The organism is Rhodococcus sp. G6(2025) (genome assembly GCF_058628105.1).
This window is the reverse complement of sequence record NZ_CP179750.1, coordinates 3,145,626-3,163,922: the sequence shown is the minus strand read 5'-3', so window position 1 is coordinate 3,163,922 and position 18,297 is coordinate 3,145,626. Positions and strand designations below refer to the sequence as shown.

The 18,297-nt window shown below is 69.4% G+C and carries 17 protein-coding genes; 4 read left to right on the top strand and 13 right to left on the bottom strand.

Annotation, left to right across the window (positions count from 1 at the left end; all coding sequences use genetic code 11):
• Positions 1 to 18: 18 nt before the first annotated feature.
• Positions 19 to 888 (bottom strand): DoxX family protein, encoded by an 870-nt coding sequence (locus ACLIVD_RS14400; RefSeq protein WP_491932878.1) that lies wholly within the window; start codon positions 886 to 888, stop codon positions 19 to 21.
• Positions 889 to 986: 98 nt separating this feature from the next.
• On the opposite strand from ACLIVD_RS14400, the gene ACLIVD_RS14395 reads away from it, so the two are divergent.
• Positions 987 to 2,135: a PQQ-dependent sugar dehydrogenase gene (locus ACLIVD_RS14395; protein WP_491932611.1), complete on the top strand. Its 1,149-nt coding sequence runs from the start codon at positions 987 to 989 to the stop codon at positions 2,133 to 2,135.
• Positions 2,136 to 2,210: 75 nt separating this feature from the next.
• On the opposite strand, the gene gatB is transcribed toward ACLIVD_RS14395, so the two are convergent.
• The 4 genes from gatB to ACLIVD_RS14375 all read right to left on the bottom strand — a co-directional run bounded on the left by gatB (position 2,211) and on the right by ACLIVD_RS14375 (position 6,761).
• On the bottom strand, positions 2,211 to 3,722 hold the full coding sequence (gene gatB / locus ACLIVD_RS14390) for an Asp-tRNA(Asn)/Glu-tRNA(Gln) amidotransferase subunit GatB (RefSeq protein WP_283334824.1): 1,512 nt from the start codon (positions 3,720 to 3,722) through the stop codon (positions 2,211 to 2,213).
• Between the two features lie 42 nt (positions 3,723 to 3,764).
• Complete coding sequence (locus ACLIVD_RS14385; RefSeq protein WP_009479670.1) at positions 3,765 to 4,796, bottom strand: ATP-dependent 6-phosphofructokinase; 1,032 nt, start codon at positions 4,794 to 4,796, stop codon at positions 3,765 to 3,767.
• Between the two features lie 96 nt (positions 4,797 to 4,892).
• Positions 4,893 to 5,555, bottom strand: a complete 663-nt coding sequence (locus ACLIVD_RS14380) for a response regulator (RefSeq protein ID WP_005240363.1) — start codon at positions 5,553 to 5,555, stop codon at positions 4,893 to 4,895.
• Positions 5,556 to 5,564: 9 nt separating this feature from the next.
• Positions 5,565 to 6,761: a sensor histidine kinase gene (locus ACLIVD_RS14375; RefSeq protein WP_491932610.1), complete on the bottom strand. Its 1,197-nt coding sequence runs from the start codon at positions 6,759 to 6,761 to the stop codon at positions 5,565 to 5,567.
• Between the two features lie 139 nt (positions 6,762 to 6,900).
• On the opposite strand from ACLIVD_RS14375, the gene ACLIVD_RS14370 reads away from it, so the two are divergent.
• Together ACLIVD_RS14370 and ACLIVD_RS14365 are read left to right on the top strand one after the other, a co-directional pair.
• A complete protein-coding gene (locus ACLIVD_RS14370) occupies positions 6,901 to 7,542 on the top strand; it encodes a hypothetical protein (protein WP_283334826.1) in 642 nt (213 codons plus the stop codon).
• Positions 7,539 to 8,990 carry an alpha/beta-hydrolase family protein gene (locus ACLIVD_RS14365; protein WP_283334827.1) on the top strand — a complete coding sequence of 484 codons (1,452 nt, stop codon included), beginning with the start codon at positions 7,539 to 7,541 and terminating at the stop codon, positions 8,988 to 8,990. Before ACLIVD_RS14370 ends, ACLIVD_RS14365 begins: the two co-directional genes overlap by 4 nt.
• Here the strand turns inward: ACLIVD_RS14365 and gatA are convergent.
• The 3 genes from gatA to ACLIVD_RS14350 are packed head-to-tail and all read right to left on the bottom strand — an operon-like array spanning position 8,987 to position 11,382.
• The gene (gene gatA / locus ACLIVD_RS14360; protein WP_105413070.1) at positions 8,987 to 10,468 is read right to left on the bottom strand and encodes an Asp-tRNA(Asn)/Glu-tRNA(Gln) amidotransferase subunit GatA; all 1,482 of its coding nucleotides are present in this window, start codon (positions 10,466 to 10,468) and stop codon (positions 8,987 to 8,989) included. The two genes, ACLIVD_RS14365 and gatA, sit on opposite strands and share 4 nt — an antisense overlap.
• Positions 10,465 to 10,764 carry an Asp-tRNA(Asn)/Glu-tRNA(Gln) amidotransferase subunit GatC gene (gatC, locus tag ACLIVD_RS14355; protein ID WP_283334828.1) on the bottom strand — a complete coding sequence of 100 codons (300 nt, stop codon included), beginning with the start codon at positions 10,762 to 10,764 and terminating at the stop codon, positions 10,465 to 10,467. The genes gatA and gatC overlap by 4 nt, the downstream gene beginning before the upstream one ends.
• 60 nt (positions 10,765 to 10,824) lie before the next feature.
• A complete protein-coding gene (locus tag ACLIVD_RS14350) occupies positions 10,825 to 11,382 on the bottom strand; it encodes an antibiotic biosynthesis monooxygenase (RefSeq protein WP_112299403.1) in 558 nt (185 codons plus the stop codon).
• A gap of 204 nt (positions 11,383 to 11,586) precedes the next feature.
• Here ACLIVD_RS14350 and ACLIVD_RS14345 point away from each other — a divergent pair, with 204 nt between their 5' ends.
• Complete coding sequence (locus tag ACLIVD_RS14345; protein ID WP_025432327.1) at positions 11,587 to 12,237, top strand: ACT domain-containing protein; 651 nt, start codon at positions 11,587 to 11,589, stop codon at positions 12,235 to 12,237.
• A 37-nt stretch (positions 12,238 to 12,274) separates the two neighbouring features.
• Here ACLIVD_RS14345 and ACLIVD_RS14340 read toward each other — a convergent pair whose 3' ends face one another.
• The 5 genes from ACLIVD_RS14340 to ACLIVD_RS14320 are packed head-to-tail and all read right to left on the bottom strand — an operon-like array spanning position 12,275 to position 18,286.
• Positions 12,275 to 12,763 (bottom strand): GNAT family N-acetyltransferase, encoded by a 489-nt coding sequence (locus ACLIVD_RS14340; RefSeq protein WP_491932609.1) that lies wholly within the window; start codon positions 12,761 to 12,763, stop codon positions 12,275 to 12,277.
• 57 nt (positions 12,764 to 12,820) lie between these two features.
• Positions 12,821 to 14,911 (bottom strand): NAD-dependent DNA ligase LigA, encoded by a 2,091-nt coding sequence (gene ligA / locus ACLIVD_RS14335; RefSeq protein WP_283334829.1) that lies wholly within the window; start codon positions 14,909 to 14,911, stop codon positions 12,821 to 12,823.
• Between the two features lie 41 nt (positions 14,912 to 14,952).
• Entirely contained in the window at positions 14,953 to 15,975 is a 1,023-nt protein-coding gene (locus ACLIVD_RS14330; protein ID WP_280781715.1) for a methionine synthase, read from the bottom strand.
• The gene (gene mnmA / locus ACLIVD_RS14325; protein WP_016883114.1) at positions 15,972 to 17,066 is read right to left on the bottom strand and encodes a tRNA 2-thiouridine(34) synthase MnmA; all 1,095 of its coding nucleotides are present in this window, start codon (positions 17,064 to 17,066) and stop codon (positions 15,972 to 15,974) included. The genes ACLIVD_RS14330 and mnmA overlap by 4 nt, the downstream gene beginning before the upstream one ends.
• On the bottom strand, positions 17,066 to 18,286 hold the full coding sequence (locus ACLIVD_RS14320; RefSeq protein WP_283334830.1) for a cysteine desulfurase family protein: 1,221 nt from the start codon (positions 18,284 to 18,286) through the stop codon (positions 17,066 to 17,068). The genes mnmA and ACLIVD_RS14320 overlap by 1 nt, the downstream gene beginning before the upstream one ends.
• Positions 18,287 to 18,297: the final 11 nt, after the last annotated feature.

The following is an 18,297-nucleotide window of genomic DNA, read 5'->3' as shown; positions in this document are numbered from 1 at the left end:
CGTGTATGCACGAGACGCTCAGATGAGCGGGTTGGCACCGTTCAGGAAGATCCACACGCAGACACCGGCGGCGACGCCCAGGATCAGCGCCGCGAACGACCCGATGAACGGGCGCGTCGCCCAGCCCCGGCGGCCGTCGAGCGAGATGCGTCCCGGCCCGGTGAGAATGATCACGCCGGCGCACACACCCAGCAGCGTCTCGTACTCGGTGCCCGCGGGCGCGAAGTACTCGAGCCCCGGTTCCGCGATCTGCCGGAACGCCCACGCATTGATCATCACGGCCAGCACCGAGGCCGCGGCGAGCGGGGTGACGAGACCGAGGATGAGCAGTGCACCGCCCGCGACCTCACCGATGGCACCCAGAATCGCGAGCAGTTTCGCTTGCTGGAACCCCGAGTTCACGAGTACCTCTTCGAACCCGTCGAGTCCCGGACCGTTCCACATCCCCGTCAGCTTCTGCAGACCGTGCACGAGTGCCGTTCCGCCGACCGCGAGTCGCAGGGCCAGCAGTCCGAGGTCCAGGGTGCCGCGGCCGATCTTCACGTCGCCCTCGCCGATCCGGTCGGTCGACGGATCGCCCGCTGTCGCCCCGAGGGACGCGCCGGAACCCGCGCCGATCACCTGGGTCGGATGGTCCGACATGTCGGACGCCCCCGACTGCCGGTACGCGGGGATCTGCTCGGTGGGGAGTCCCCCGCCGCGCGCATCGCCGTAGTCGAGTTCGTCGTCGGTGTGCGGCAGACGCTGCCCCGCGGAACCGGATGTCGGCGTGGCCGACGGAAAGCGCTCGGTGGGAAGGTCGTAAGGGCTCGAGACCTTGCCGTAGCCGGGTGAGGCGCTCTGGTCGGCAGCACCCTGGTCCGACGACTCGCTGGGGTCTTTCCGCATGTCAGTCACACCGTCAAGCCTAGGTCGACCGGCCGGACATCGCTGGTAGGCGGAACCGGCGTGGCGGCGACCTCGCACTCTTCCGTAACGTCTCCATCATGATGGTGGGTGGGCGGCGCCGCACGGCGTCCCGCAAGATGGCGATGTCCGCACTGTGCGTGACGGCGGTCCTCGCCGCCGGATGCGCGAAATTCGACGACTCCGCGTCCTCCCCCTTCACACCCGAGCCGACCGGTGCGTCGGGTGCCGAGGTGGAACCGGAGAACCCGCCGCCGTCCACGACGACCACCCCGCCGCCGAGCGGTCCGCTGGGACCGTGCCAGGATCCGGACCCCAGCGTGATCGCCACCTGCCTCGACACCACCGGCGGACTCGTCGTCCTCCCCGACGGGGCCACCGCCCTCGTCGCCGAGCGCCGGACCGGACGCATCCTGCAGGTCGCCCAGGGGCAGACCCCCAAGGAGATCGCGCACGTCGACGTCGACGGCACCACCGACGGTGGACTCCTCGACATCGCGCTGTCGCCGAGTTTCGTCGAGGACAACCTCATCTACGCGTACGTCACGACCCCGACCGACAACCGGGTGGTGCGGATCGCACCGGGAGACTCCGCCAAGGAGGTTCTCGGCGGGATTCCGCGCGGCGACGCGGGCAATGCGGGTTCGCTCGAATTCTCGGGCGACGAGCTGATGGTCCTGACCGGCAACGCGGGCAACGCCGCCGCGGCCGCCGATCCGGCGTCCCTCGCCGGGAAACTGCTGAAGGTCACCGCCCTGTCACCCGCGCCGGCGCCGGCGCAGCCGCGCCCTCAGGTGGTGCTGTCGGGCATCGGGACCGCCGGTGGCGTGTGCGTCGACCCGGGTGTGGCCGTGTGGGTCACCGATCGCACCCCCCTGGAGGATCGGCTGCTGCGGGTCAGCGCCGACGGAGCCGTGTCGTCGCCGGTATGGACGTGGCCGGAGCGGCCCGGCGTCGGCGGCTGCGTCGCCGCCGGTGACGTCGTGGCGGTGTCACTGAGCACCGCGAAGGCGATGTCCGCACTCGCTGCCGACCCCGGCACGGGAGCGGTCACCACCGCCCCCGGTGTCATCGTCCAGGACCGGTACGGCCAACTCGGCGGCGCCGCGCTCGGACCCGACGGTCTCATCTGGGTGAGCACCGTCAACAAGACCGGCGGTCAGCCCGGACCCAACGACGACCGCGTGATCAAGATGCCCCTGCCGTCCGGTGGCGGCGGATTCGACTGACGGCCCGCCCCGTCGAAACGAACGGGACGCTCGTTCGGTTGATCCGAACGAGCGTCCCGTTGGTGCAGAAGGGGTTCAGCCGCAGGCCTCGATGACCAGTTCCTTGACGCGGGCCGGGTCGGCCTGACCACGCGTGGCCTTCATCACGTCGCCGACGATCTTGCCCGCGGCCGCGACCTTGCCGCCGCGAATCTTCTCGGCGATGTCGGGGTTCGCGGCCAGAGCCTCGTCGACGGCCGCCTTCAGCTTCGTGTCGTCGCGTTCGACGACCAGCTCGGGGTGGTTCGCGACGACCTGCTCGGGGTCGCCCTCCCCCTCGAGCACGTGGTCGACCACCTGGCGGGCCACCTTGTTGTTGAGCTTCCCGCTGTCGATCAGCGCGACCACCTGCGCGACCTGAGCCGGCGTGATCGGCAGCTCGGCGAGTTCCACCCCGCGGGTGTTCGCCTGCTGCGCCAGGTACGACACCCACCAGGACCGTGCGGCCTCCGGGGAGGCGCCGGCCTCGACGGTGGCGATGACGAGGTCGAGGGCGCCCGCGTTGACGAGGTCGCGCATGACCTCGTCGGACACACCCCAGTCGGCCTGGATCCGGGCGCGGCGGACCCACGGCAGCTCGGGCAGGGTGCCACGCAGCTCCTCGATCCATTCCGCGCTGGGCGCGACCGGCTCGAGATCGGGCTCCGGGAAGTAGCGGTAGTCCTCGGCGGTTTCCTTGCGGCGGCCCGGTGACGTGGTCCCGTCGGCCTCCTGGAAGTGCCGGGTCTCCTGGATCACCTCACCGCCGGCCTCCAGCACCGCGGCCTGCCGGCGCATCTCGTACCGGACCGCCACCTCGACACTCTTGAGGGAGTTGACGTTCTTCGTCTCGGTACGGGTGCCGAGTTCGGTCGCCCCGATCGGCATCAGCGACACGTTGGCGTCGCAGCGCATCGAACCCTGGTCCATGCGGACGTCGGAGACGTCCAGCGACTTCAGCAGGTCGCGGAGCGCAGTGACGTACGCGCGGGCCACCTCGGGAGCGCGGGCACCGGCGCCGCTGATGGTCTTGGTGACGATCTCGACGAGCGGGACCCCGGCGCGGTTGTAGTCGAGCAGCGAGTGGCTGGCGCCGTGGATGCGCCCGGTCGCACCGCCGACGTGCAGCGACTTTCCGGTGTCCTCTTCCATGTGCGCGCGCTCGATCTCCACGCGCCACGTGGTGCCGTCGTCGAGGACGACGTCGAGGTAGCCGTCGGTGGCGATCGGCTCGTCGTATTGGGAGATCTGGTAGTTCTTCGGCTGATCCGGGTAGAAGTAGTTCTTCCGCGCGAACCTGCCCCAGGGTGTGATCGAACAGTTCAGTGCGAGTCCGATCCGGATCGCGGACTCGACCGCCGCCTCGTTCACCACGGGCAGCGACCCGGGCAGACCGAGGCACACCGGGCACACCTGCGTGTTCGGCTCGGCGCCGAACTCGGTGGGGCACGGGCAGAACATCTTCGTTTCGGTGCCGAGCTCTACGTGCACCTCCATGCCGAGAACAGGCTCGTACTTGGCGAGCACTTCGTCGTAGTCGAGGAGGTCCGGAGCGTCGACAGCAGTCATGCCACAGAGTTTATGCGTCCGGTGGTTCGCCGGAAAACGCGGTCAGCCGAAAAATGCGGCCGCCTCCTCGTACCGTTCCCGCGGCACCGTCTTGAGGCGCCGGGTCGCCTCCTCGAGGGGCACGAGGTCGATCGACGTGCCGTGCAGAGCCACCATGTTGCCGAAGTCGCCGCGGTGGACGGCATCGGTGGCGTGCACCCCGAAGCGGGTGGCGAGCACCCGGTCGTACGGCGTCGGGGTGCCGCCCCGCTGCACGTGCCCGAGCACCGTCGTCCGCACCTCCTTGCCGATGCGGCGGACGATCTCGTCGCCGAGCTGCTGCGCGACACCGGTGAAACGTTTGTGACCGAACTCGTCGATACCGCCCTCCCGCAGACTCATCGACTCCGGAGTCGGAGTGGCGCCTTCGGCGACGACGCAGATGAAATGCGAATCGCCGCGCTGGAAACGCTTCTTCACGAGGGAGCAGACTTCGCCGACGTCGAACGGGACCTCGGGAACGAGAGTGAGATGCGCACCGGTCGCGAGCCCCGAGTGCAACGCGATCCAGCCCGCATGCCGGCCCATCACCTCGACGAGCATCACCCGCTGGTGGGATTCGGCGGTGGTGTGCAGCCGGTCGATCGCATCGGTCGCGATGGACAGCGCGGTATCGAAACCGAACGTCACGTCGGTGCAGTCGATGTCGTTGTCGATCGTCTTCGGAACCCCGATCACGGGCACCCCGCTCTCGGCGAGCCAGCTCGCGGCCGTGAGCGTGCCCTCCCCGCCGATCGGGATGAGCGCGTCGATCCCGTTGTCGTCGAGAGTCTGCCGGATCTGGTCGAGGCCGGCCTTCAACTTGTCGGGGTTGACCCGCGCGGTGCCGAGGATGGTGCCGCCCCGGGTGAGGATGCGATCGATCCGGTCGTCGTTGGACAGCACGACCTTGCGATCCTCGAGCAGGCCGCGCCAGCCGTCACGGAATCCCACCACCGAGCTGCCGTATCGGCCGGCGGCGGTCCGAACCACCGCCCTGATCACCGCATTCAGTCCGGGGCAGTCTCCGCCTCCGGTGAGCATTCCGATCCGCATCCAAGCACCCCTCGTCGTCTCGTGTGGTGATGGTGGTTCTCATCACCCATCTTGCCGCTCGAACCGTGTTCAGGCACCTCGGACCGGCAGGTTCCCTCAGCCCGGCGTGACGAGACCGCTCTCGTACGCCAGGACCACTGCCTGTGCGCGGTCGCGCAGATCCAGCTTGGACAGCACCTTGCCGACGTGCGTCTTGACGGTCTGCTCGGCGACGAACAGGCGCTCCGCGATCTCGGTGTTGGACATGCCGCGGGCGATGAGTTCGAGTACCTCGCGTTCGCGGGGCGTCAGCGCCGACAACGCGGCCGGTTTACGGCGCGCCGTGCTGCGGCGGCTGGTCACGTCGGCGATGAGACGCCGGGTGACGGTCGGCGCGAGCAGTGCCTCGCCGTCCGCGACCACCCGCACCGCACGGATGAGTTCCTCCGCGGGCGCGTCCTTGAGCATGAAGCCGCTGGCCCCGATGCTCAGCGCCTCGTACACGTAGTCGTCGACGTCGAACGTGGTGAGCATGAGCACGCGCACCGGCGGATCGAAACCGGCCGACAGGATGACGCGGGCCGCGTCGAGTCCGTTCATCTCCGGCATACGGACGTCCATCAGGACCACGTCGGGTCGCAGACGCCGGACCTCGCTCACCGCCACCGCCCCGTCCGGAGCGTCACCGATGACACTGATGTCGGGCTGTGAGGCGAGCAGGGCTCCGAAGCCCTGCCGGACCATAGCCTGGTCGTCGGCGATGAATACGGTGATGGCCACCCAGCCAGCCTAGGCGGAGGCGACCGGGAACTCGGCGTGGACCTCGAATCCGCCGTTGTCGTGCAAGTGGGTGGTGAGTACGCCCCCGACAGCCTGCGCACGCTCACGCATACCGATGATGCCGTTGCCACCGGTCGACTCGTGCCTGGTCAGTGCGGAGACGAGACTCCGCCTCGGCGGCCCGTTCACGATCGACACCGACGCGATCGGCGACTCGTACGCGATCTTCACCTCCACCGCGGCGCCCGCCGCGTGGCGGGCCGTGTTGGCGAGGGATTCCTGCAGAATGCGGTACATCACGAGCCCGACCGACTCCGACACGAGCGTCGGGTCGCCGTCGACGTGCCAGGAGACGGGAATGCCGGCCCTGCGGCTGCCCTCGAGCAGCTCGCTGATCTGCTGAACCCCGGGCTGGGGCGCGTGCTCGGCCAGCTGGCCGTCGCTGCGCAGCACTCCGAGCAGTCCGCGCACCTCGTTCAGCGCGCCACGGCCGGCGGCTCCGATCGATTCGAACTCGGCCCGCGTCTCGTCGGACATGTCGGCGATGCGGTACGGCGCGCTCTGCGCCTGCACCACGACCATCGACATGTGGTGCGCGACGACGTCGTGCAGGTCCCGGGCGATGCGCGCCTTCTCCTCGAGGACCGTCCGGCGAGTGCGCTCGAGCTCGCTCAGCTCCTCCTGCTGTGCGAGTTGCCTGCGCGAGAGCACCAGCCACCGGATCAGCAGGCCGAAGACGACGATCGCGGTCAGGCCCACCGCCCACCCGCGGCCGTTGGTGCCCGGGGTGTCGGCGAGGAAAAGCAGGACGGTGGAGATCCATGCCACACCGACGACCGGAATCGCGGCCCGCATGCTGACGGCGGCCAGCAGGGCGAGCATCACGAGGATGTGGACCACCTGCCACGGGTAGTCGTAGCCGCCCTGCAGTGCGAAGACGCGCGGAATCACCAGCGCCGAGATCGCGGAGACGGCCCAGGCCAGTGCCGGATTCGACCGGATGAGCAGGAACGGGAACGTCGCGAGCGCCGCCACGAACGGCTGGATGGGAGGACTGACCTGGTGGGTCAGCTGCAGCGTCGGCCACGCCACGGCGAACAGGATCGCCGTGACCACGACGATTACCACGTTCAGCCACTGACCTTCGGCGGCTCTCCGGATGCGCGTCTTCGTCTTCACACTGTCGACAGTAGAAACCCTGGTCACGGAGTGTCCTCATACCCCGGGCCCATGTCGGCGTAGCCCCGGAGTATGAGATCGGGGCGCCCTCGCACCACGAAGCCAGGAATCGAACCGGTCTCCGGGGTGATGTGGCTGCGCAACACGAATTCATAACGTTCTCGTCATGCGAAAGACGGGGACACGGAGAACGACTTGGGCCGCGGTGGCGTGCGCCGCAACCGCACTACTGACCACGACAGGATTCGCAGGCACCGGCGCGGCGAGCACACCCCGGCACGAGAACGCCGCCGCCTCCGCCGCGGTGCACACCCTCACCGCACCGGCCGAGATCTCCGAGGACTCCATTCCCGCGGACTTCGCCGAAGTGATGGGGTACACGCCGGTGCCGATCGACGGGATGCTCGCCAATCCCGGCGGGGACTGCTCGTCCCCCGTGCCGCTGCCCCTCGAGTTCGACACGTCGTGCAAGGCCCACGACCTCGGCTACGACCTTCTGCGGTACGCGTCACGGTCCGGCGAGGACCTGGGTCCCTGGGCGCGGCAGAGCCTCGACGCGCAGCTGGATCAGCGCATGCACGCGGCGTGCGACACCCGCGCCGACGAGCAGGCACGGGCGCAGTGCTTCGTGATGGCGAACGTCGCGACCACCTTCGTCACCGGAAACAGCTGGCGCCAGGCCTATTCGGCACCGGTCACCGAATCCGGACTCCCGTACGCACTGGCCGGCGGTGTCGGGGCCGCGCTCCTCGCAGGCGGGGCCTGGTCGATCCGCCGCCGCCCGCATCCGGTCGGAGCCGTCGCATGATCATCACCGCTCTGTCCGGTCCCGGACGGAGCACGGTGCACAGTCGTTCGCGCACGAAGCCGAATGCCCTGCGCCGCACACTGGTCACGACGATCCCGGTCTCCGCTCTCCCCCGCGCCTCCTCCACGATCGTCGTCACCGCCGTCACACTCGCCTCTCTCGCTCCCTCACTGCTCCCCCGGAGTGCGCTGACGCAGGCCCTGTTCACCGGCGTCCTCGCCGCGATCGGTTTCGGTTTCGTCGTCCTCGCCCGCCGCCTGCGGTACCTCGTCACCCGTTCGCGCAGCAACCACCCTCCGCGGGACTCGGTGCGTCTGCTGGTGCTGATCGGCGCCATGATCGTCGTGACCTTGGCGATCGTGCTCGCCGACCACTGGCAGGATTCGCTGCGCGCCGCCATGGCCATGCCGGGCATCGGGCCGGACCACTGGATGAAGGCGATCATCGTGGCGGCGCTGACGTTCCTGCTGTTCGCCGGCATCGGCAGCGTCGTCGGCACGGTCGCCCGCCGTCTCGGCTGGATCGGCAGCGCCACCACCGCCGTCGTTCTCGCGACCGCACTGCAACTGGTCGCCGGACCGGCATTGTGGGGAATGATGTCGCGTTCCTACAGCGACTCCAACGCGCTCGTCGACGTGTCCCTGCACCGGCCGATGTCCGCCGAACTGTCCGGCAGCCCGGACTCCGCGATCAGCTGGGAGTCGCTCGGGCGCCAGGGACGACGGTTCGTGGCGGCGGGCGAGCAGTCGGCCGCCATCCGCACCTATGTGGGGATGGATTCGGCGCCGGACGTCGAATCGCGTGCGGCACTGGCAGTTTCGGAACTCGAGCGGGCCGGCGGATTCACCCGGTCCGCCATCGTCGTCACGGTGCCCACCGGCTCGGGGTGGATCGACGAGAACGCCGCCGAGGGATTCGAGGAACGCTTCGCCGACGACGTCGCCATCGTCGGCATGCAGTACTCGTACCTGCCGAGCTGGATCACGTTCGTGTTCGGGCGTTCCGCCGCAGACGAATCGGCGGCCGCGTTGTTCGATGCCGTCGCCGAGCGGATCGCCGACCTCCCCGACCTCCTGCGCCCGGCGCTGTACGTCTACGGTCAGAGCCTCGGATCCGTCGGCGGCAGTGCAATTTTCACCGACGCCGACCCACTGCGCGAGCGAGTCTGCGGCGCACTGTGGGCCGGCCCGCCCGCCGGCTCGGTTCTGACGGACGGGGCGACGGTGTTGGCGAACACATCCGACCCGGTGGTGTGGTGGTCCCCCGACCTGGTCCTGCACCGACCCGACCTCTCGCTCGCAGTACGCGATGCGCCGGTACCCCAATGGATTCCGGGCATCACGTTCCTGCAGACGAGTGTCGACCTGGTGTCCGCGCTGAACTTCGCAGCCGGCCACGGACACCGCTACGGCAGTGAGCAGGGCACCGCCCTGCCCGACTGCTCCTAGTTCGGCGAGCCGATCGGACCGCGTGCGGCCTCGTAGGCGGCACCGACGCGGTACAGCCGCTCGTCGGCCAGCGCGGGTGCCATGATCTGCAGCCCCACCGGCAGTCCGTCGTCCGCGGACAGTCCCGACGGAACCGACATCGCGCAGTGCCCCGCCAGGTTGGTGGGCAGCGTGCACAGGTCCGAGAGGTACATCGCGAGCGGGTCGCCGACCTTCTCGCCCAGCTTCCACGGGGTGAACGGGCTGGTGGGCGACACCAGGACGTCCACCTTCTCGTACGCCTTCTCGAAGTCCCTGGCGATGAGCGTCCGCACCTTGAGCGCCTGACCGTAGTAGGCGTCGTAGTAGCCGGACGACAGCGCGTAGGTACCGATCATGATGCGGCGCTTGACCTCCGGGCCGAAACCGGCGGCGCGCGTCGCGGCCATCACCTGGTCGGCGCTCATGTCACCCTCGTCGATGCGCAGGCCGTACCGCATCGCGTCGAAGCGTGCGAGGTTCGACGACACCTCGCTCGGCAGGATCAAGTAGTACGACGCGAGCGCGTACTCGAAGTTGGGGCACGACACCTCGACGACCTCGGCACCGAGTTCCGTGAGTTGCGCGACGGCGGCATCGAAAGACGAGATGACCCCGGGCTGGTAGCTGTCGGAATGCAGTTCCTTGACCACACCCACCTTCACGCCCTTCAGGTTGCCACCGGCACCCTCACGCGCAGCCGCCACCACGGGACGCACGGGCGCGTCGATCGACGTGGAGTCCCGCGGGTCGTGCCCGGCGATGACCTCGTGCAGCAGCGCCGTGTCGAGGACCGTGCGGCCGCAGGGACCACCCTGGTCGAGCGAGGACGCGCAGGCCACGAGGCCGAAACGGGAGACCGTGCCGTACGTCGGCTTGGTGCCGACCGTCGCCGTGACGGCGGCGGGCTGACGGATCGAGCCGCCGGTGTCGGTGCCGATCGCGAGCGGGGCCTGCCGGGACGCGAGGGCCGCGGCACTGCCGCCGCCCGAACCGCCCGGGATGCGCGTGGTGTCCCACGGGTTGCGGGTGGGGCCGTAGGCGGAGTTCTCGGTGGACGAACCCATCGCGAACTCGTCGAGGTTGGTCTTTCCCAGGATCGGGATGCCGGCCTCGCGCAGTTTCTTCGTGAGCGTCGCGTCGTACGGTGCGATCCAACCTTCGAGGATCTTCGACGCGCACGTGGTGGGCATGTCGGTGGTGGTGAAGATGTCCTTGAGCGCCAACGGAACTCCCGCGAGCGGGGAGGCGGGTGCATTGCCTGCGGCGAGGCTGCTGTCCACTTCCTTCGCCGACACGAGGGCCTGCTCGCCTGCCACGTGCAGGAAGGCGTTCAGGTCACCGTCGACCGCGGCGATGCGGTCGAGATGCGCCTGGGTGACCTCGACGGACGACACCTCACGGCTGTGGATCTTCGACGCGAGATCTGCGGCGTCGAGAGTGGTCAGTTCGGCGCTCATTCGCCCTCTCCAAGGATCTGCGGGACAGCGAAGCGACCCTGCTCGACAGCCGGTGCGGCGGACAGCGCCTGCTCGGGAGTCAAGCCGGGAACGATCACGTCGGGACGGGTCACGTTGGTGACCGCGTTCGGGTTCGCCATCGGCGGAACATCCTCGGCGGGCACCTCGGTGACCACCTTCACGTGGCTGAGAATCGAGTCCAGCTGACCGGCGAACTCGTCGAGCTCGGCATCGGTCAGGGCGAGTCGAGACAGCCGCGCGAGGTGCGCGACCTCGTCACGGGAGATGGCAGGCACCGCGGGGCCCCTTTCGGTTCGGACGTACACAAGTGGGTCCCAGCCTAGAGCGTGGCCCGATCAGCCGTGCAGCCAGCGCCGCAACCTGCCCGTCAGGAACGGCAGAACCACGAAGACCATCACCGGAGTCGTGACCACCGACGCCACCACGGTGCGCGTCACCACGTCCAGGGCCGAGAGCCGAGGAGTGACGAACAACGCGATGAGAAGTGAGATCGGGAAGAAACCGAGCCAGATGGTGACCGCCTGCTTCCACCGCGGCGGTGGCGGCGTGACCCGAACGGCGTGCGTGAGCGTCGACTGCGGTTCGAACCAGCCCTCCACCCCGGTCAGCCGGTGCGTGACCGTGTCCTGCGCGAGACCAGTTCCCCTGCCCACCCACACCTTCCTGGCGGGCGACGTCGTCCACGCGTCGAGAGTGTCCTCGTCCGCGAACCGGTACACCACGTGGTACTGCTCGGGGTCGGTCGCCGCGCGCAGCCATCCCCCGCCGAGGAACCCCGGGAACGTGCCCGCCATTGCCATCCCGGCGTCCGTCCAGCGCAGGAATTCCTGTTCCCGGCCCGCCGCCACCCGCCGCGAGACGGACGTCGTCACTCCCGTTGCCGTGATGTTCATGCACCCATGTTTGGGCTGTCGTGTTTCGCGGACGAGGCGAATCCGTATCGGCAGTGTCACGAATCGAGCGCGACCTGCACGTCCCCGTCCCGTCCCCGGCGAAGCCGCAGGGGGGACCGCATACTCGGGAACGAAAGTGCAAGGATGGTGAGCGACGGGGGTCGCAGGTACTCCCGCGTCTATCTCGTGGTGAAAGGGACGCACGTGTCGTATCTGCTTCGCGTCCAGCTCCCCGACCGTCCCGGTAGCCTCGGCTCTCTCGCCGTCGCCCTGGGCTCGGTGGGTGCTGACATTCTGTCGCTCGACGTGGTGGAACGGGGTGCCGGATTCGCCATCGACGACCTCGTGGTCGATGTCGAGCCGGGATCGCTCCCCGACACCCTCATCACGGCCGCCGAGAACCTGCCCGGCGTCACCGTCGACTCCATCCGGCCGTACGCCGGAATCCTCGACACCCACCGCGAGCTCGAGCTCATCGACCAGGTCGCCACCGCGGCGGACGATCGACTGCAGGTCCTCGTCGACGGGGCGCCGCGCGTGCTCCGGGTCGGCTGGTCCGTGGTCGCCGACCTCGGCCCGCACGGCGCATACCGTGTGGTCGGCAGCTCGGGAGCTCCCGAGACCCATGCCACCGAGATCCCGTGGATGCCGCTGGAGAAGCCCACCGCGCTCGACGGCGAGGGTGACTGGGTGCCGCAGGTGTGGCGCGACATGAACACCACACTCGCGGCGGCTCCCCTCGGGACCACCGGCCGTGTGCTGATGCTCGGCCGTCCCGGCGGCCCGGAGTTCCGTCCGTCCGAGATCGCCCGGCTGGGTTACCTCGCCGGCATCATCGCGACGGTTCTGAGCTGACCACCGTCCCGGGCCGGGAGGTCCGGGGGTGGTCGCCTCAGACGAGCTCGCGGACCAGGACGGTCAGCTCGACACCCGGCACGGGCGCCCAATTGCGTTCGGGCACAGGCACGAAACCGTTGCGGTCGTAGATGCGGCGGGCATCTTCCATGTCCGGCCGGGTGGACATCACGACCGCGCGGTCCCCGCGGTCGTACGCCGTGTCCAGGACGTGCCGCACGAGCGCCGACCCGACCCCGGAACCGCGGGCGTCGGGTGTCACGGCGAGCATCCGGAATTCGAGCTCACCCGGCTGCGCGACATCGGCGTACGGGGAGGCCGGATCCGCGATCGTGACAGAACCCACGATCTGGCCCTCCTTCACGGCCACCCGCACATCCGCCTTCTCCGCCCGCTCGGCGGTGTCGCGCAACCGGTTCGTGTACGGATCGTGCGCCTCCACGAATCCGCCGCCCACGTAGGCGATCACCGTGAGGTCACCAACGGCCTCGTAGTCGTCCGGCGTCGCATTCCGAATCTCGATCATGTCCAGAACTATGACAGGACTGCTCACGCCGCCCAAAATGCGAGCGTGAGGTTCCGATCACACCCCGGAATCCGCGACCGCGTCCGGACCACCCTCCAGCAGTCGGCGGAACCCGTCCTCGTCGAGGACCGGCACTCCGAGTTCGACGGCCTTGTCGTGCTTCGAGCCCGGCGATTCGCCGACCACCACGAATGCCGTCTTCTTCGACACCGAACCCGCGGCCTTACCACCTCGGACGAGGATCGCCTCCTTCGCCTGGTCGCGCGAGAACGTCTCCAGGGACCCCGTGACGACGATCGACAGTCCCTCGAGGTGGCGCGGAATCGATTCGTCGCGTTCGTCTTCCATGCGAACCCCGGCCGCCGACCACTTCTCCACGATCTGCAGGTGCCAGTCGACGCCGAACCACTCGGCGACAGCCGCGGCGATGGTGCCGCCGACCCCGTCCACCGCCGCGAGTTCCTCGACGGAGCTCTCCCGGATCCGCGCGAGCGACCCGAACTCACCGGCCAGCGCACGCGCCGCCGTGGGACCGACGTGGCGAATGGACAGCGCGACCAGCACCCTCCACAGCGGCTTGTCCTTGGCGGAATCGAGGTTGTCGAGCAACCGGCGGCCGTTGGCCGACAGGCCGCCGGCCTTGGTCCGGAAGAGCGACGTCTTGAGCAGATCGTCCTCGGTGAGCGAGAACAGGTCGCCCTCGTCGCCGATCGCCTTGGCTTCGAGCAGGCTCGTGGCGGCCTCGTAGCCGAGAACCTCGATGTCGAATGCGCCGCGGCCCGCCACGTGGAACACGCGTTCCCGGAGTTGCGCGGGGCAGTACTGCTGGTTGGGGCAGCGAATGTCCGCGTCGCCCTCCTTGGCGGGGGCCAGCGGTGTGTCGCACTCCGGGCAGTGGGTGGGCATCACGAACTCGTACTCGTCGCCCGTCCGGGCGTCGACCACGGGTCCGAGGACCTCGGGGATGACGTCGCCGGCCTTGCGCAGTACGACCGTGTCGCCGATGAGCACGCCCTTGCGTTTGACCTCGGACCCGTTGTGCAGGGTGGCGAGGGAGACCGTGGAGCCGGCGACCGTGACCGGTTCCATATAGGCGAACGGGGTGACCCGGCCGGTGCGACCGACGTTGACCCGGATGTCGAGGAGCTTGGTGGTGGCCTCTTCCGGCGGGTACTTGTAGGCGATCGCCCAGCGCGGCGCCCGCGACGTGGACCCCAGCCGGCGTTGCAGCGACGTCTCGTCGACCTTGACCACCAGACCGTCGATCTCGTGCTCCACGTCGTGCCGGTGCTCGCCCCAGTACTGCACCCTGTCCACGACGGCGTCCGCGCCCGTGACGCGGGCGGTGTGGGTCGACACCGGCAGGCCCCACGCCGCCAGAGCCGTGTACGCGTCGTACTGGGAGACCGGCTCGAATCCTTCGCTCCGGCCGAGTCCGTGGCAGATCATCCCGAGGCGCCTGCGGGCCGTGACGGCCGGATTCTTCTGCCGCAGCGACCCAGCCGCGGAATTTCGGGGATTCGCGAACGGCGCCTTGCCTTCCTCGACGAGCGCCGCGTTGAGTGCGGCGAAGTCCTCGAGCCGGAAGAACACCTCGCCGCGCACCTCCAGGAGTGCCGGGACCGGGTATTCGTCTGTGCCGGTGAGCTTTTCCGGAATGTCGTCGATGGTCCGCGCATTGAGCGTCACTTCTTCACCGGTCCGGCCGTCGCCGCGGGTGGCGGCCCGCACGAGTCGGCCGTTCTCGTAGACCAGGTTCAGCGCGACCCCGTCGATCTTCACCTCGCACAGATAGTGCAGGTCGGGCCCGGTCTCCTGCTCCACCCGGCTGATCCAGGTGCGCAGTTCGTCGGTGGCGAAGACGTTGTCGAGGCTGAGCATCCGCTCGAGATGATCGGCGGAGGCGAAGTCGGTGGCGAAACCGCCGCCGACGAGTTGTGTCGGCGAATCGGGCGTCCGCAGATCGGGGTACTGGTTTTCGAGGTCGTTCAGCTCGCCCAGCAGCACGTCGAACTCGCCGTCGGAGATGATGGGCGCGTCGCGGACGTAATAGCGGAACTGGTGCTGCCGCACTTCCTCGGCCAGCTCGTTCCAATGCTCCCGGACGTGTCCGGGGGCCGGTGTCGGGGCTTCGGTCGATTCACTCACTACCGAAGATTAACCGGTCCGGCCGACACCGAATGCCGGACTCAGAGTGATTCGGGGTCGTCGGTGAACGCGCTACTCACCTCGGCGCACAACTTCAGGGCGTCCCGGCTCCAGGACGCGTCGGCGCCCGCGAGCCCGCAGGCGGGCGTCACGGCGACCTGGGTCCGTAGCGTCGTGCGCGCGAACCCGAGCCGGTCGATCAGCGTCACCGCAGGTCGAGCCAGGTCGCGCCACGTGGCAGGCACGGTGGGAGCGGTGGTCGGGACGAGGCCCAGTGCGAGCTCCTTGCCCGCGTCGAGCAACTCGCCGATGCCGTCCAGGTCCGTCGACGCCAGCTGTGACACGTCCAGACCCACCGCGCGGGCACTGCTGCGCCGCAGAAGGTCGGTGGGCAGATCCGCGGAGCAGCAATGCACCATGGTCACCGCGCCGCAGCCGGCGAGGGCGGCCTCCAGCACGGCGAGAGCCTCCGGTTCCGGCATCGCCCGCACGGTCTCGAGCCGCGAGCGACCGGACAGTGTCCCCGCCAGCACGGCGGGCAGACGCGGCTCGTCGAACTGGACCAACACCTGCGCGCCGAGACGTCGGGTGACCTCCGCGGCGTGCCGCGCGAGCCCCTCGCCCAGCGATTCGGCGAAGTCGCGCACCGCACCGGGGTCGGTGAGCACGCGCCGGCCGGTGCCGAGTTCCACCTCGGCCGCCAGCGTGAGTGGGCCCACCGACTGCACCTTCACCACGTGGTCGGCGCCGACGAGGCCCGCACTCTCCCACGCCTCCTCGAGCGCATCGAGATCCTGGTTCAGGAGGTCGGTCGCCCGCTTGGCGACCGAGCCGCGACGCTGCACCACACGGTAAGCCGTCGTGGACACGTCCAGCTGCAGATCCACGAGCAGAGCGCTGGCGCGGCCGATCATGTCGGCGCCGAGCCCGCGGGCGGGCAACTCGACCAGGTGCGGGAGCCGGCCGAGTTCGCCGAGAACGATCGTGGCGGCTTCACGCGGATCGGTACCCGGCCACGAGCCGACGCCGGTGACGGCACCGGCCAGTGAGATATCCTGCGTCACTGCGTGTTCGGACGTGCGTCGGTACCCGAGATGGTTCCGCTGCCCAGCACGATGTCGCCTGCCGGATCGGTCCGGTACAGGACGACGGCCTGCCCCTTCGCGACACCGGTGAGCGGCTCCCGCAGGGAGATCGCGATGCCGCCGTCGACCGCTTCGGCGACGGCCTCGGCGAGACCGCCGTGGGCCCGGACCTGGACGGTGCACTCGACCGGTCCGACCGGCGTGCTCCCGGACGTCCACACGGCGCGGTCCGCCGTGATCGCGTGCACCTCGAGGTTGCGTGCGGAACCGACACGGACGGTGCCGGTGTCGGGTTCGATCGACGTCACGTACCGCGGTTGCCCGTCGGCTGCGGGACCCTGGACGCCGAGACCCTTCCGCTGACCGATCGTGAAACCGTGCACACCTTCGTGTTCCGCGAGCACCTCACCCGAATCGGCGTCGACCACACTGCCCGGGCGGACACCGATGCGGGCGCCGAGGAATGCGCGGGTGTCGCCGGACGGGATGAAGCAGATGTCGTGGCTGTCGGGCTTGTTCGCCACGGCGAGGCCGCGTTCGGCGGCCTCCTCCCGGATCCGGTCCTTCGGAGTGTCACCCACCGGGAACATCGCCCGCGACAGCTGCTCGGCGGTGAGCACACCGAGCACGTACGACTGATCCTTGTCCGCGTCGACGGCACGGCGCAGCACGCCGTTCTCGAGTTGCGCGTAATGGCCGGTGGCCACCGCGTCGAACCCGAGGGCGATCGCACGGTCCGCGAGCGCCGCGAACTTGATCTTCTCGTTGCACCGCAGGCACGGGTTGGGGGTCTCCCCCGCGGCATACGACGCCACGAAGTCGTCGATCACGTCTTCCTTGAAGCGGTCGGCGAAATCCCAGACGTAGAACGGGATTCCGAGCACGTCCGCGGCACGCCGGGCATCACCGGCGTCCTCCTTGGAGCAGCAGCCCCGGGATCCGGTCCGCAGCGTGCCCGGCTCGGCGGACAGCGCGAGATGCACGCCCACCACGTCGTGTCCGGCTGCGACCGCCCGTGCCGCCGCCACCGCGGAATCCACGCCGCCACTCATGGCCGCCAGTACTCGCATCAACGATCCCCTCCACGCGCTCCGACACCGGCGAGCCCGGCGGCGCGGGCCCGCTCCACAACTTGCGGCAGTGCCGCGATGACTGCATCCACGTCCGCCACCGTCGACGTGTGCCCGAACGAGAAGCGCAACGATCCCCGCGCGGTCGCGGAATCCACGCCCATCGCGGTCAGGACGTGGCTCGGACGAGCGACCCCGGCGGTACACGCCGAGCCCGTGGAACACTCGATCCCGGCGGCGTCGAGCAGCATCAGCAGTGAATCGCCCTCGCAGCCGGGGAACGTGAAGTGGGCGTTGCCCGGCAGTCGTGCGCTGCCCACCGGCCCGTTCAGCACGGCGTCGGGAAGGATCTCGCCGACGCGCTCGATCAGGCGGTCGCGCAGGACGGTCAGTTCCGTCGCGCGGGCGTCGAGGTCGGCGGTCGTGTCGCGCAGCGCCGCCGCCATACCGACGACACCCGCCGTGTCCGGGGTGCCCGAACGCAGGTCTCGTTCGTGGCCCCCGCCGTGCAGCAGCGGCACGCACGGCACCTGCCGTCCGAGCAGCAGCGCACCGACGCCCTGCGGTCCGCCGACCTTGTGCGCGGCGATGCTCAGCGCGGACAGCCCGCTCGCAGCGAAGTCCACGGGGATGTGCGTGACGGCCTGGACGGCGTCGCTGTGCATCGGCACACCGAACTCGGCCGCCACCGCGGCGAGTTCGGTGATCGGCATGATCGTGCCGACCTCGTTGTTGGCCCACATGATCGTGACCAGGGCCGTCTCGTCCGCGTGGACGGCGAGTTCGTCGCGCAGCGCCTGCGGGGACACCCGGCCCAGTTCGTCGACGGGCAGCCACGTGACCTGGGCACCCTCGTGCTTCTCGAGCCACTCCACCGCGTCGAGAACCGCATGGTGCTCCACGGAACTGGCGAGAATCCGCACCCGGCCGGGGTCGGCGTCGCGCCGGGCCCAGAAGATGCCCTTGACGGCGAGGTTGTCGCTCTCGGTGCCACCGGAGGTGAAGATGACCTCGGACGGCCTGGCACCGAGGTCGGCGGCGATGGACTCGCGGGCCTCCTCGATGCGACGGCGGGCGGCGCGCCCGGAACCGTGCAGCGAGGACGCATTGCCCACGGTCCTGAAGATGTCGGTCATCGCCCGGACGGCCGCGGGCACCATGGGAGTGGTGGCTGCGTGGTCCAGGTAGACGGGGTGATCGGCACTGCGGGCAGAGGTCATGACGTGACCAG

Bases quoted from the DNA above. Each gene is read 5' to 3' on its own strand.
- ACLIVD_RS14400 (WP_491932878.1), bottom strand. From the start codon at position 888: ATGCGGAAAGACCCCAGCGAGTCGTCGGACCAGGGTGCTGCCGACCAG.
- ACLIVD_RS14395 (WP_491932611.1), top strand. From the start codon at position 987: ATGATGGTGGGTGGGCGGCGCCGCACGGCGTCCCGCAAGATGGCGATG.
- gatB (WP_283334824.1), bottom strand. From the start codon at position 3,722: ATGACTGCTGTCGACGCTCCGGACCTCCTCGACTACGACGAAGTGCTC.
- ACLIVD_RS14385 (WP_009479670.1), bottom strand. From the start codon at position 4,796: ATGCGGATCGGAATGCTCACCGGAGGCGGAGACTGCCCCGGACTGAAT.
- ACLIVD_RS14370 (WP_283334826.1), top strand. From the start codon at position 6,901: ATGCGAAAGACGGGGACACGGAGAACGACTTGGGCCGCGGTGGCGTGC.
- ACLIVD_RS14365 (WP_283334827.1), top strand. From the start codon at position 7,539: ATGATCATCACCGCTCTGTCCGGTCCCGGACGGAGCACGGTGCACAGT.
- gatA (WP_105413070.1), bottom strand. From the start codon at position 10,468: ATGAGCGCCGAACTGACCACTCTCGACGCCGCAGATCTCGCGTCGAAG.
- ACLIVD_RS14350 (WP_112299403.1), bottom strand. From the start codon at position 11,382: ATGAACATCACGGCAACGGGAGTGACGACGTCCGTCTCGCGGCGGGTG.
- ACLIVD_RS14340 (WP_491932609.1), bottom strand. From the start codon at position 12,763: ATGATCGAGATTCGGAATGCGACGCCGGACGACTACGAGGCCGTTGGT.
- mnmA (WP_016883114.1), bottom strand. From the start codon at position 17,066: ATGCGAGTACTGGCGGCCATGAGTGGCGGCGTGGATTCCGCGGTGGCG.
- ACLIVD_RS14320 (WP_283334830.1), bottom strand. From the start codon at position 18,286: ATGACCTCTGCCCGCAGTGCCGATCACCCCGTCTACCTGGACCACGCA.